This window comes from Qipengyuania sp., assembly GCF_964227205.1.
Lineage (GTDB): Bacteria > Pseudomonadota > Alphaproteobacteria > Sphingomonadales > Sphingomonadaceae > Qipengyuania.
Genome location: NZ_CAXQVB010000002.1, coordinates 626,549 through 639,517, shown reverse-complemented (window position 1 = coordinate 639,517; position 12,969 = coordinate 626,549). Strand labels below are relative to the sequence as shown.

At 65.1% G+C, this 12,969-nt stretch carries 13 protein-coding genes and 1 tRNA gene; 6 read left to right on the top strand and 8 right to left on the bottom strand.

What is annotated here, in order from left to right:
• Positions 1-155 precede the first annotated feature (155 nt).
• Positions 156-1,430 (top strand): amidohydrolase family protein, encoded by a 1,275-nt coding sequence (locus ACEQZ0_RS05040; protein WP_370188993.1) that lies wholly within the window; start codon positions 156-158, stop codon positions 1,428-1,430.
• A 57-nt stretch (positions 1,431-1,487) separates the two neighbouring features.
• On the opposite strand, the gene ACEQZ0_RS05035 is transcribed toward ACEQZ0_RS05040, so the two are convergent.
• Positions 1,488-1,898 (bottom strand): holin family protein, encoded by a 411-nt coding sequence (locus ACEQZ0_RS05035; RefSeq protein ID WP_370188991.1) that lies wholly within the window; start codon positions 1,896-1,898, stop codon positions 1,488-1,490.
• A 109-nt stretch (positions 1,899-2,007) separates the two neighbouring features.
• Positions 2,008-2,084 (bottom strand) — tRNA-Pro (locus tag ACEQZ0_RS05030).
• A 202-nt stretch (positions 2,085-2,286) separates the two neighbouring features.
• Here ACEQZ0_RS05030 and yajC point away from each other — a divergent pair.
• The 3 genes from yajC to secF are packed head-to-tail and all read left to right on the top strand — an operon-like array spanning position 2,287 to position 5,221.
• Positions 2,287-2,613 carry a preprotein translocase subunit YajC gene (yajC, locus tag ACEQZ0_RS05025; RefSeq protein WP_370188990.1) on the top strand — a complete coding sequence of 109 codons (327 nt, stop codon included), beginning with the start codon at positions 2,287-2,289 and terminating at the stop codon, positions 2,611-2,613.
• A gap of 18 nt (positions 2,614-2,631) precedes the next feature.
• Entirely contained in the window at positions 2,632-4,230 is a 1,599-nt protein-coding gene (gene secD, locus ACEQZ0_RS05020; protein ID WP_370188988.1) for a protein translocase subunit SecD, read from the top strand.
• A 13-nt stretch (positions 4,231-4,243) separates the two neighbouring features.
• A complete protein-coding gene (gene secF, locus ACEQZ0_RS05015) occupies positions 4,244-5,221 on the top strand; it encodes a protein translocase subunit SecF (RefSeq protein WP_370188986.1) in 978 nt (325 codons plus the stop codon).
• A gap of 85 nt (positions 5,222-5,306) precedes the next feature.
• Here the strand turns inward: secF and ACEQZ0_RS05010 are convergent, their stop codons facing one another.
• Positions 5,307-6,497, bottom strand: coding sequence for a glycosyltransferase (locus tag ACEQZ0_RS05010; RefSeq protein ID WP_370188984.1), 1,191 nt, complete (start codon positions 6,495-6,497; stop codon positions 5,307-5,309).
• Positions 6,494-7,066 carry a helix-turn-helix domain-containing protein gene (locus ACEQZ0_RS05005; protein WP_370188982.1) on the bottom strand — a complete coding sequence of 191 codons (573 nt, stop codon included), beginning with the start codon at positions 7,064-7,066 and terminating at the stop codon, positions 6,494-6,496. Before ACEQZ0_RS05005 ends, ACEQZ0_RS05010 begins: the two co-directional genes overlap by 4 nt.
• A gap of 89 nt (positions 7,067-7,155) precedes the next feature.
• Between ACEQZ0_RS05005 and ACEQZ0_RS05000 the strand changes: the two genes are divergently transcribed.
• Positions 7,156-7,641, top strand: a complete 486-nt coding sequence (locus ACEQZ0_RS05000) for a DUF6456 domain-containing protein (protein WP_370188980.1) — start codon at positions 7,156-7,158, stop codon at positions 7,639-7,641.
• An 84-nt stretch (positions 7,642-7,725) separates the two neighbouring features.
• Here the strand turns inward: ACEQZ0_RS05000 and ACEQZ0_RS04995 are convergent, their stop codons facing one another.
• The 4 genes from ACEQZ0_RS04995 to ACEQZ0_RS04980 all read right to left on the bottom strand — a co-directional run bounded on the left by ACEQZ0_RS04995 (position 7,726) and on the right by ACEQZ0_RS04980 (position 12,117).
• On the bottom strand, positions 7,726-8,079 hold the full coding sequence (locus ACEQZ0_RS04995; protein ID WP_370188979.1) for a SnoaL-like domain-containing protein: 354 nt from the start codon (positions 8,077-8,079) through the stop codon (positions 7,726-7,728).
• Positions 8,080-8,143: 64 nt separating this feature from the next.
• The gene (locus tag ACEQZ0_RS04990; RefSeq protein WP_370188977.1) at positions 8,144-8,713 is read right to left on the bottom strand and encodes a uracil-DNA glycosylase family protein; all 570 of its coding nucleotides are present in this window, start codon (positions 8,711-8,713) and stop codon (positions 8,144-8,146) included.
• Positions 8,710-10,515, bottom strand: coding sequence for an ABC-F family ATP-binding cassette domain-containing protein (locus ACEQZ0_RS04985; protein ID WP_370188975.1), 1,806 nt, complete (start codon positions 10,513-10,515; stop codon positions 8,710-8,712). The genes ACEQZ0_RS04990 and ACEQZ0_RS04985 overlap by 4 nt, the downstream gene beginning before the upstream one ends.
• Before the next feature lie 42 nt (positions 10,516-10,557).
• Complete coding sequence (locus ACEQZ0_RS04980; RefSeq protein ID WP_370188973.1) at positions 10,558-12,117, bottom strand: amidohydrolase family protein; 1,560 nt, start codon at positions 12,115-12,117, stop codon at positions 10,558-10,560.
• 127 nt (positions 12,118-12,244) lie between these two features.
• Between ACEQZ0_RS04980 and ACEQZ0_RS04975 the strand changes: the two genes are divergently transcribed.
• Positions 12,245-12,964 (top strand): SIMPL domain-containing protein, encoded by a 720-nt coding sequence (locus ACEQZ0_RS04975; RefSeq protein ID WP_370188971.1) that lies wholly within the window; start codon positions 12,245-12,247, stop codon positions 12,962-12,964.
• Positions 12,965-12,969 lie beyond the last annotated feature (5 nt).

The window sequence follows — 12,969 nt, the reverse complement described above, 5'->3', positions numbered from 1 at the left end:
CCTCGATGATGCGTGATAGCGCGTCCCTTGGGGGCGCTTCGTATCCGCTAATCTGCGAACCGCCGATACGATCCGGCGGGCGTCGGCGAAGTCCTTGTCTATCGGTGATTTTTCTCGCAGTGGAGCGCGCCCAGCACTCCTCATGAGACCGATACATGACCCTTCTGGCGCGCGCGCTAACCGCTCTCTCCTTCTCCTTGTCGCTTGCCTTTTCTCCGGCTGCAGCAACGGGCGAAGGCGGCATCATCGCTCCCACTCTGAAGCTCGAAGGGGGAATGTGGTTCGATGGCCAAAAATTCGTGGGAGCCGATTGGTACGTGGTGAACGGACGTTTTACCGAGAGTGAGCCTGAGCGAATCGACGCAACCGTCAACCTCGAGGGTCGCTTTGTCCTGCCGCCGCTGGCCGACGCCCACAATCACGACGCGCAGAACATCTGGTCTGCCTCTCGTTCGATCGACAAGAACCTGGGTTCCGGCGTATTCTACTCGGGCCAGATGTGTGCCAGCCCGTCCTCCGTGGCGGGATTCAGGGATTTGCTGAATCGGCCTGCGACGCTCGACGTGACCTTTACCGGAGCCTGCATTTCGTCGTCGGACGGTCATCCCCTGGGCCTTGTCATGAGGGACCAGCCCGACGCCGACCCGGACGACCTCCGTGCCGGGTGGACGGTCGTCGATACGCTCGAGGATATCGAACGGGTTTGGGGTAGCATCTCGGAACAGGGGCCGGACCTGGTCAAGCTCATCCTCGTGAATTCCGAGAACTTCGCAGAAAATCGCCGCAATCCGGCGCTGTTCGGCTTCAACGGACTTGACCCGAGCCTGATCGCACCGCTGGTCGAACGGGCGCATCGCGATGGAGCTCGCGTTGTCGTGCATACGGATAGTGCCGCCGATTTCGAAGTTGCCGTCATGGCAGGCGCGGACATCATCGGCCATCTTCCCGGCTATCGCTTCGCCGGGGATATGCAGCCCGACGATTACCGAATTTCCGATGCCACGATCGCTGAAGCCGCCAAGCATGGAACGGTAGTGATGACGACTGCTGGTGTTGCCCGTTACTTCCTGCAGGCAAAACCCGAGCATGCCGATGCACTCAAGTCGGTCCAGATCGACAACTTGCGGCGATTGCATGACGCAGGCGTCAGGCTGGCCATAGGAAGCGACCAGTTTGCTGGAACCGCAGTCGACGAAATGCTCTATCTCCACGCACTGGGTGTCGTTCCGACTACGGAACTTATCAGGCTGGCGGTGACAGATACGCCGCGCTTACTGTTCCCCGATCGCAAGATCGGGCGCTTCGAAGAGGGGATGGAGGCCAGCCTGGTCGCTTACGATGCCAATCCCATCGACGACCCGGCGGCTCTCCGATCCCCCTCCCTGATCATCAACCAGGGCAACCTGCTGGCGATCGGGACGGCGAAATAGGGCATTTGCGCGGGAGAGCGGATTACGCGACCCGCCCAGCAGCTGATCTGCCGCTGCCTAGTCCACGCCCTTGACCTTCCCCCACTGGCGGGCGGCGGTGTAGCCGAGGTAACCGGTGCCGAACAGCGCGTAGAGCGCTTCGGGCAGGGCGGAGAGATAGCGGGTCATGCCTTCGCCGATGGCGCGCGCGGCGGTGGGGTCGAAGGCGGCGATAACGCCCATCGGCACGCTGAACAGGATCAGCGCGTACATGACATAGAGAAAGCTCGGTCGCGCGCGGCTGGTCCAGGGATCGCGGCTCTGCGCCTCGGCGACGATCGCCGACAGGCGCGCCTCGATCTGTTTCAGTTCCTGCGTGCCCTCGAGCGCGAGCAGTTCGAGCTTGGCCCTCGCGCGCGCCTGCTTGTCGGGGATCACCTTGTCGATGATCGAAGCGATGGGGGAAATGAGCGATTCGAGGAGCGGCATGGGGCGTCTCCGGTTTGCGAAGCCGAATCACCTAACCATATCGGTTCGTGTAGGAAAGCAGGCGCGCTGCGTCGCGCTCCAGGGTCCGTCGAATTGCGAGGAATACCACTGGTCGGGATGACTGGATTCGAACCAGCGACCCCCACACCCCCAGTATGGTGCGCTACCAGGCTGCGCTACATCCCGAAACCAGTGGAGGCGGCCCTATAGGGCGCGCGCCTGTGCATGGCAAGCACCCTTCGCAGGCAATTCGTTGCCCCGCTCCCGCATTGCTGCTAACCGCGCCGCACTTTCGCAGGAAGGAGCGCGCGGACCGCTTGAACGGGCGCCGTGCGCCACCCACCTGCGGGCCCGACAGAACACAAATTTCCCGACAGGAATTCCATCGATGATCGATCTCCTCGCCGCCGCTGGCAGCGCCGCAGCCGAGCCTCCCGCCTGGACCGGCTGGGTCCTGCCGCTGGGCATGCTGCTGATCCTGTGGTTCCTCATCCTGCGTCCGCAGATGCGCCAGCAGAAGCAGCACCGCGAACGCGTCGCCGGGCTCGCCAAGGGCGACGAGGTGGTCACCGCCGGCGGTCTCGTCGGCAAGATCACCAAGGTCGAAGAGCATTTCGTCCATGTCGAGCTTGCCAAGGGCATGACCGTCAAGGCGGTGCGCAGCACCATCGGCGAAGTGCTGTCCTCGCGCAGCACGCCTGCCGCCAACGATTAATCAGGGACGCCATCTTCCATGCTCGATTTCCCCACCTGGCGTAAGGCATGGCTGTGGCTGGTGACGGCGCTGTGCTGTCTCGCCGCGCTGCCTTCGTTGCTTTCGGCGACCAGCATGCGCTGGCCCGACGCCTTGCCCGATCCGATGGTCAACCTCGGTCTCGACCTTGCCGGGGGTAGCCACATCCTGCTCGAGGCCGATTCCTCGCAGGTCGCGGCGCAGCGGCTCGAGAACATGGAAGAAAACGTGCGCAACACGATGCGCCGCGCGGAACCGCGTATCCGCATCGGCGACGTCTCGACGCGCGGAGGGCGGCTGAGCTTCGTGCTCGATGATCCGAGCGAGATCGATCGCGCGCGCGAACTGCTGCTGCCCTCGATCAACGGCACCGGCCTGGTGCGCGAGTGGAACCTGACTGTCGAGGATGGCAATCGCATGATCCTTACCCCCACGCGGGAGGGGATCGACCAGGCGGTAAGCGATGCGATGGAAAGCGCCACCGAAGTGGTGCGCAAGCGTATCGACGAACTGGGCACGCGCGAGCCGACCATCATCCGCCAGGGCGAGACCCGCATCGTCGTCCAGGTGCCCGGCTTGCAGGACCCGGACCAGCTCAAGGCGCTGCTCGGCCAGACCGCCAAGCTCGAATTCAAGCTCGTCGACCAGCAGGCATTGCCGAGTGACGTGCAGCAGGGCCTCGCCCCGCCGGGATCGGAAATCTTCCCCTATGCCGAAACGTCGGACTACGCCGGTACTTCGGTGGCGGTGCGCCGGCTGGGCGGGATTCGCGGCGACAATCTTACCGGCGCGCAGCAGAGCTTCGACCCGCAGACCAACGAGCCGGTGGTGAACATCCAGTTCGACAGCGATGGCGGGCGCCGCTTCGCCAAGCTGACCACCGAGAACGTCGGCAAGCCCTTCGCCATCATCCTCGACGGCAAGGTGCTCTCCGCGCCCAACATCAACGAACCGATCCGCGGCGGCACGGCGCAGATTTCGGGTGGCTTCTCGGTCGACACCGCCAACCAGCTGGCGATCTCGCTGCGCTCGGGCGCGCTTCCGGTCGACCTCGCGGTGATCGAGGAACGCACCGTCGGGCCAGACCTCGGCGCCGATTCGATCCGCCAGGGAATGATTGCCATGGCCATCGGTTCGCTGCTGGTGGTGCTGCTGATGATCGCCACCTACGGGCGCTTCGGCGTCTATGCGACGGTGGCGCTGGTGTTCAACGTGCTGATGCTGCTCGGCGTCATGGCCTTCCTCAACACCACGTTGACGCTGCCCGGTATCGCCGGCTTCGTGCTGACAATCGGCGCGGCGGTCGACGCCAACGTCCTGATCAACGAGCGCATCCGCGAGGAACGCAAGCGCGGGCGGCGTGTCGTCGCCGCGGTGGAAACCGGCTACAAGGAAGCCAGCCGCGCGATCTACGATGCCAATGTCACCAACTTCATCGCCGGCGTGCTGCTGTTCCTGTTCGGCAGCGGTCCGGTGCGCGGTTTTGCCGTGGTCCTGGTGATCGGCCTGTTCACTTCGGTGTTCACCGCCGTCACGCTGACCCGCATGTGGGTTGCCGACTGGCTGCGCAAGGCCAAGCCCAAAGACATCGTGCTGTAAGGAGGCGGGACCCATGAAACTGCTCAAGCTCGTCCCCGACGATACCAATATCAAATTCCTCAAATGGCGCGTGCCCTTCTTTGCCGTCAGCATCCTGCTGATTGCGGCGAGCTGGGCGCTGGTGTTCACCAAGGGGCTCAATTACGGCGTCGATTTCGCCGGCGGCCTCGAAGTGCGCGCGACCTTCACCCAGAGCGTCGAGGCGCCGGTGGGCGAACTGCGCGAGAAGGTCGCGACGCTCGGTTACGGCGATCCGGTGGTGCAGCGCTTCGGCGAGGACAACCAGGTATCGATCCGCGTGCGACTGCCCGACGAGGTTTCTTCGGACAAGGAGGCCGCGCAGGCCGCCGCCAACGAGATCGTCGATACGCTCAAGTCCGACTATTCGGACTTTCGCCTCGACGGCAACGACAACGTTTCGGGTAAGGTGTCGGGCGAGTTTCGCGAGACCGCTCTTTACGCCCTGCTGGCGGCGATGGGGGCGATCGCGCTCTATATCTGGATCCGCTTCGAATGGCAGTTCGGCGTCGGTGCGCTCTTTGCGCTGTTCCACGACGTCAGCCTGACGCTGGGCATGTTCTCGCTGTTCCAGATGGAGTTCAGCCTGCAGATCATCGCCGCGATTCTGGCGATCATCGGCTATTCGCTGAACGATACGATCGTGGTCTACGACCGCATCCGCGAGAACCTGAAGAAGTTCCGCAAGATGCCGCTGCCCGAACTGCTCGACCTGTCGGTCAACGAGACTCTGGCGCGTACGGTCATGACCTCGCTGACGCTTCTCATTGCGCTGGTCCCGCTGCTGTTCTTCGGTCCGGCCAGCCTGTTCGGCATGGTCGCGGGGATCACGCTGGGCCTGTTCGTCGGGACCTACAGTTCGGTCTACATGGCCGCGCCGTTCCTCGTCTGGCTGGGTGTGACGAGCGACAGCTTCGTGCCCACCGAATCCGTGGCCGACCAGCAGGAAAAGAAGGCCCGCGGGCTCGTCTGATTGGTGCGGGGGAAGCGCTTGGCGCTTCCCTTGCGGCCGGTGCCGTAAGGGCAGGACGGAGGTCCTGACCGCACCCCGCGCAATCTCACACTATCTCGTCGTAATGGGCGGCCAGCGCTGCCCCGTTCGCTTCCCAGCTGAAGGCCTCGACCGTCTCCGCCACCGCTTCGGGCGAGTGGGGGCGGGCGGTGACCGCTTCGATCCCCTCGCGAATGGCTCGGCAATTGCGTGCCACGATTACCCCTGCTTCGGGCGAGGTCACCACTTCGCGGGCGCCGCCCGCATCGGTGATGACGATCGGCGTGCCGCAGGCGAGCGACTCGATCCAGGCGTTGGCGAGCCCTTCGCTGGCCGAAGGCAGCACCATGGCATCGGCGGCCGACAGGATCGGCGGCAACATCGAGGGATCGAGACTGCCGAGGAAGTGGACGCGACCGGCAACCCCCAACTCTTTCGCCAGCGCGCGCAGGCTTGGCTCGTCCTCGCCCTTGCCGACGAGCAGCAGTCGTCCCTTGGGAAGATCGGCGAGCGACTTAACGACATAAGCCTGGCCCTTGCGCTCGATCAGCGCGCCGACCGTAACCAGCAGCAGATCGTCACGCGCGATCGGGATCGAAAATCTTTCCGCAAGACGCGCGCGCAGCCCGTTATGGTCCAGCGGGCGGAACAGGTCGCGGTCGAGTCCGGTGTAGTGGATTCCGATCCGGTCGCGATCCATGCCGAGCGTGGCCATGTCGTCGGCGAGGGCCTCGCACACTGCCAGGACACCTGCCGCTTCGCGGGCGGTCTCGATCAGCGCTTCGCGACCGTATCCCCGCGCGCCCCAGTAATGGATGTCCGCTCCGCGCGCCTTGACCGAGAAGGGCAGGCCGAGTTCGCGCGCGATCATCATCGCGGCAGGGCCATCCGGGTAGAAGAATTGCGCGTCGACGAGGTCGAAGGGGCGCCCGGCGTGGAGGCGGCGGGCGAGCGGCAGGACGGCGCGCGCGATCAGCCTGGGGTTGAGCCGGCCCCCGACCTTGGGCAGCAGGCGAAAGATCGGACGGTGAACGTCGAAGCCGAATTCGCGGCCATTTCGTGCCGCGCCTGCGAGCATCTTGTAGCGCCCCAGCGCCAGCGGCGGCAGGCCGATCGGATTGATCAGCGTGACGTCCCAATGCGTGTCGCGCTGCAGCGCTTCGAGCGACCTGGCGACGAAGATACCGAAGCGCGGGTGGGCGGTATTGGGAAACAGCGTCGAAAGCGACAGCACGCGGCGAGTCTTGACCGCACTCACAGCGGACGCACCAGCATTTCGGCCAGCGCGATCCACGGCGGATTGTCCACCACCTGCTGCTTTTGGCCATGTCCCGGCGGCAGCAGGCCGACAAGGCTGCCCTGCCGGTCGATCAGCCGCCCGAAGGCGAAGCGGCCGCCTTTCTTCGGAACAAGGACGTCGCGATTGATCGCGCGGGCGGCATCGGCCGGATCGAGCTGGCGCAGCCACAACAGGTCGCCCGGGCGGTATTCGCCGTGCGGATAGTCGATTTCGAGAACCATCAGTGCGCCGTCGCCGCCGAGGTCTGTAGCGAGGATCGCGTCGCGCGGCGCGGAGAACGCTTCGGGTCCGTCCTTGGCCAGCCTCGCGACGACCTGAGGCGGTTCGGTGTGCTCGCTGCGCACGAGCTTCTCGGCATCGACATCGAGCGCGGCGGCGATCCGTTCCATCCAGTTGAGCGAGAGGTTGCGCATGCCCGTCTCGAGCCGACCGACGGTTTGAGGGGTCGTCGGCGGATCGCACGCGGCGGCCAGATCGGCCAGTGTCATGCCCTTCTGCTTGCGGATGTCGCGGATGCGGTTGATCATCGGTCGCCCCCCAAATAACCGATTTGGTTTTATCACTTTCCTACATGAACCGCACAGAGGCAAGGGAAATCGTCCAGCCAGCCAGGGAGATGCCCATGCCCCACCGCCATTTGGTCGAACGCGAGCTCACCGAAGAAGGCCCGCGTCGCGGCGCCGACGCGCGCGACAGACGCCGTAGCGTAACGATCAATCTCGCCGAGAGCCCGCTCGGCTGGCTGCACGCACGCGGGCATCTGACCGACCGACAACTCGATGCGGGCGAGCGGCTGCGGGCAGATTACGAACGCGCGCAGCTCGCACCGTCGGTGACCATGCGCTGGGACCCGGTCCGTGTGGATGGGGGAGCCCGCGACCATGGCCTTACGTCAACGGAACGCCAGATCGCGGCCAAGAACCGTTTCGATGGTGCCATGGCCGAGGTGGGCCCGGGCCTGTCCGACATTCTCTGGCGTGTCGCCTGCGCGGGCGAGGCAATTCCGGCAGCCGAGAAGGCACTCGAATGGCCCGTGCGCAGTGGCAAGCTGGTGCTGAGGCTGGCACTCGATCGAGTGGCTACGTTCTATCGCATTCGGTGAGGATGATTTTTGCGCCAGGACCGTGGTCCATGCGGTCCATGTCTGGGGAAACGCTCTCGGCCAATCCTCTTTCGGACGCGCAGCCTATTGCTGACCGTAGAGAAATCGTTCCTCGGCGATTTTCCCGTCCTTCACCGTGTAGAGGCCGACTTCCTTCATCTGGCTGCGCTCGCCATCGAGAGTGACGTCCATCTCGTAATTCACTGCGAACTGGTCGCCGAAGACATAGGGGCCGTCGGTACTGCTCGAATGGACCTCGGCATTCTCGTTCCACCAGGCATGCTTCTGCAACAGCGCCTCGCGCCCCTCGACGCGCGACATCGGTCCTTCAGTGGGTTCGAGGCTGACGATGTCGTCGGCCCAATAGGCTTGGTAGTCGTTGGTGCGCTCTTCTGCGACCGCTTGGGTGAAGTCCTTCGCCATCTGTTCGATTGCCATGACAAGCTCCTCTCTCGCCCCGTCCGCGAGAGAGCGTATCACACGTGGTGCGAGTCGGCGCCGGCTATTCGAGGCTGTCGGACACGAGTCGCCGCAGCTCGGGCAGGACCTCGTCTTCAAACCACGGATTCTTGCGCATCCAGATGGTCGAACGCCATGCGGGGTGCGGCAGGGGCAGGAAGCGCGGGAGATAGTCGCGGAAGGCTCGGACCCGATCGGTCATCGATAGCTTGCGCGCGCCGGGTAGGTAGTGGGCCTGGGCATAGGTACCGACCAGCAGCGTCAGCCGGTCATCGGGCAGCACATCGAGAACACGCGCGTGCCACTGGGGCGCACACTCCCGGCGGGGCGGCTTGTCGCCTCCGCTGGCCTTGCCGGGATAGCAGAACCCCATCGGCACCAGCGCGACTTGCGCGGGATCGTACATTTGCGCCTTGGTTAGACCAGTCCATTCGCGCAGCCGGTCGCCGCTGGCATCGTCCCACGGGATGCCGCTTTCATGGACCTTCGATCCGGGGGCCTGACCGACGATCAGCAACTTCGCAGTTGCTGAAAAGCTGGCGACCGGACGCACACCGTGCGGCAGGTGATCTGCGCAGATCCGACAAGCCGCGATCTCGGCCTGCAGGCTCATCCTTCGACCAGCTCGGCGAGCGCCAACCAGCGCTCCTCCGCCGCGTCCTTCTCGCTGCGCGCGTTCTCGATCCCTTGCGAGATATTGGCGAAGCGCTGCGGATCGGAAGTGTAGAGATCGGGATCGGAGAGGATTGCCTCGCCCTTGGCGATCGCCGCTTCGAGTTCCTCGATTCGCGCGGGCAGCAGCTCGTAATCGCGCTGGTCCTTGTAGGAGAGCTTGGTCGATTTGGGGGCAGGCGGCGGGGGCGGGGCGGGCTTGTCGGCCTGCTTGTCGGCCCTGGCCTTGCCCACGACGGGCTGGCGGCGCTTGGCTTCCCAGTCCTCGTAACCGCCCGCGACCACATCGACCTTGCCCGTCCCGTCGAGGCCGAGCGTGATGGTGACGGTGCGATCGAGGAAGTCGCGGTCGTGGCTGACGATCAGCACGGTGCCCTCGTAATCGGCGATCACCTCCTGCAACAGGTCGAGAGTCTCGAGGTCGAGGTCGTTGGTCGGCTCGTCGAGCACGAGCAGGTTCGAGGCCTTGGCGAATTCGCGCGCCAGCAACAGACGGCTGCGCTCGCCGCCCGAGAGCACGCCGACGCGCATGTCGACGATCTTGGGATCGAAGAGGAAGTCCTTGAGATAGGCCTGCACATGCTTGCGATTGCCGCGTACGTCGATCCAGTCGCCCCCCTCGGCGAGCACCTGCCGCACGGTCTTGTCGGCGGTGAGCAGCTGGCGCTGCTGGTCTATCATTACGCCGGTCAGCGTCTTGGCGATTTCGACGCTGCCGCTGTCGGGCTCGAGCTCGCCAGTGAGCATCTTCAAGAGGGTAGTCTTGCCCGCGCCATTGGCACCGACGATGCCGATGCGGTCGCCGCGCTGGATGCGCAGGCTGAACGGCTTGATGATCGTGCGGTCGCCATAGGACTTGGTGATGTCCTGCGCGACGATGACCGACTTCGACTTGAAGTCCTCCTCGGTCGCGAGCTTGAGCTTGGCGGTGCCGCCGGCGCTGATCATCGAGGCCCTCTGCGCGCGCATCTGCCACAGCTTCTCGAGCCGGCCCTGGTTGCGCTTGCGCCGCGCGGTCACACCGCGTTCGAGCCAGTGCGCTTCGAGCTTGAGCTTGGCGTCGAGCTTCTCTGCCGCGCGCGCTTCCTCGGCATAGACCGCCTCTTCCCACGCCTCGTAGCCGCCGAAGCCGACTTCCTTGCGGCGCAGGTTTCCACGGTCGAGCCACAGCGTCGTGCGCGTGAGGCGCTTGAGGAAGGTACGGTCGTGGCTGATGACGACGAAAGCGCCTTTGTAGCGTTCCAGCCAGCCTTCCAGCCAGTCGATCGCGCCGAGATCGAGATGGTTGGTCGGCTCGTCCATTAGCAAGAGGTCGGGGTCCTGCGCCAATGCCCGGGCGATCGCGGCACGGCGCTTCTCGCCGCCGCTCGCGCCCTTGGTCTCGCGGCTCATGTCGATGCCCAGCTGGCCCGCGATCGCCTCGATTTCGTGCTCCTGCGGCGCATGCTCGCCGGCCAGCGCCCAGTCCATCAGCGTCGCATGGCCCGCAAGGTCGGGGTCCTGCTCGAGCAGGACGATACGCAGAGCGGGCTTGGTCTTGCGGATCCCTGCATCGGTTTCGACCCGCCCGTCGATCATGCGGAACAGTGTGGTCTTGCCGACTCCGTTGCGGCCGATCAGCGCGATCCGGTCGCGCGGACCGATATGCAGGTCGAGCGGGTCGTGATCGGGCCCGCCGAACAGCCATTTGCCGCCCTGCTGCAGGGCCATGCCTTCGAGGCTGAGAATGGGGGGCTGTGCCATAGGCCGCGCGAGGTAGTCGCGCGCGCGGCCTATCGCAAGCGCCTAGCGCGCGGCGCGCTGTTCCTCGGCCATGCGCGCGACATCGGCGAGCAGCGCATGCGCGTCGTAAACGATCCCGTCTTTGACCGTCCAGCGCACCCCGCCGACCTGCTCGACCGCGCCGGTTGCAGGGTTCATCCGCGTATGGCCGGTGCCGTAGAGGACCTTGAGGTTGGCGAGCGGGTTCTCGGGCACGATCACGAGATCGGCCAGCTGGCCCACCGCAATCCGCCCCATCGGCGGCTCCTGCCCGCGCGGCTTGTAGATCTCGCGCGCGCCGTCGAGCGTGGCAGCGCGGATGACCGCGAGCGGGGAAAGGCCCGCTTCGCGCAGCATTTCGAGCTCTCCGATGTAGGCAAAGCCCCAGGTCTGGTAGATATAGCCCGGGTCCGATCCCGCGGTGACGCGTCCGCCGCGGTCGTGGAAGTCCTTCGTCAGCGCGAACCACTTGGCGTAGAAATTGCGCCAGGCCACCTCGTCCTCGCTGGTCCAGTCCTTGTAGTAGCTGCCGTGATTGGTCGCGCTGGGGGCGTAGAAATCCATCAGCGAGGGGGTGGTGTATCGCGCGTGCCAGTCGCGCGTCTTGGCGGCCATCACGTCGCGGCTGGCCGAATAGATGTTGAAGGTCGGGCTCAGCGTCACCCCGCTCTCGACGAGGAAGTCGACATAGTCGTCCCATTTCTCGGTGCCCTGCTCGACCGCCTGCGGCGCCAGCCGCGCGACCCAGGCGAAGCGCGACTGCTCGTCGAAGTAGTTGTAGTCCTCGGGGTAATAGGGGAGCCCGTCCTTCAGCAGGCTTTCGAAATGGCCGTAAAAATGGGTTACCCCGCCAAGCCCGAGTTCGACGGCCTTGCGCGCATTCACCTCTGCCACGCCGGTCTGCGCAAGATGGGCGACGGTGCCCATCTGCTGCTTCTTCGCTTCATCGAGCGCGGCTTCGAGAACATCGGGCGTGGCGGAATTGAAGAATTTCACGCCCCAATAGCCCTGTGCCTTCGCCCAGCGCACCCATTCGCGTGCCTTGGCGGGCGTATCGGGCGTGCCGCGCGACCATTTGTCGCCGAACACAGCATAGGGGATCAGACGCGGCGCGGCGATCGTGTTGGCGGCGCTTCGGGCTGCATCCGACAGGTCGGGCGTGTCGGGACCGAAATAGAAGCTCACCCCGCGCACCGTCGTGACGCCGTGCGCGAGCCAGAGCTTGTAGCCGTAGGATGGCTGAGGGGCCTTGGCAGCATCACCGTTGTGGCCATGGACATCGACGAAACCGGGCAGCACATACATTCCGGCGGCATCGACCACCCGTTGCGCTGCCTGCACTTCGTTTGCCGGGGCACCGCCAGGATAGGTCGCGGCGATGCGATTGCCCTCGATCAGGATGTCGACCGGTCCCGCGGGTGGTGCGCCCGATCCCTCGATTACAGTCGCGCCGCGGATCAACAGCTTGTCGAACGGCCCCTGCCCTTCGCCCGCCACGCGATCGGGGACGCGCTCCATTTGCGCGACGAGCGGCGGCGCCGCGATCGTGGCCAAGGCCGCCAGTGCGAATGTCCAGGCTTTCATGCAATCCCTCTCGATCGGAGCCATAGGCTGGCCACCGCTACCGCGCCAGCAAAGCGGGAACGGAACCATTCAGCAAGCCGTAAAGCTGGCAAGGCGATAATCCGTCGAACCAATGAGGAGCAAGCCCATGATCCGTTTCGCAATTCCCGCACTGGCTGCGGGCGTCGTCGCCAGCAGCGCACAGGCCGCCGAAGTGCAGATCGCTGCCCAAGCGCCGGTGGTGGAGCTGTCGGTCAGCGAAACGGTCGACGCCAAACCCGATATCGTCGAGATCGGCGCGGGTGTCACCAGCCAGGCCTATACTGCGGTCGAGGCGATGCGAATCAACGCGCGCGAAATGACTGCGGTGATCGAACGGCTGAAGGCGCTCGGAATCGACAAGGCCGATATCCAGACGACCGGAATAAACCTGAGTGCGCAATATGACTACGACCAGGCCGAACGCCGCCAGGTGTTCCGTGGATACCAGGCATCCAACCGGGTCAGCGTGACGCTGCGCGAAGTCAAGCGCGCCGGGGAAGTGCTCGATGCGCTGGTCGCCGCCGGCGCTACCGACCTCAGCGGACCGCGCTTCGCGCTCGACGACGACACCGAGGCACGGGCGCAGGCGCGCAAGGCCGCCTTCACCAAGGCCCGCGCGCAGGCCGAGGAGTACGCGCGCTGGTCGGGCTATACCGGCGTACGACTGCTCGAAGTCAGCGAATCGATCATGACGAACCGGCCGATCGCCTATGCCGAGGCCGACATGCGCCAGTCGATCAAGGTTGCTGCCCCGCCGACCCCGGTCGAACCGGGGCTCGTCGGGACCTTGGTTTCGATCACTGTCAAATACGAAATGACCCGCTAGGCTGA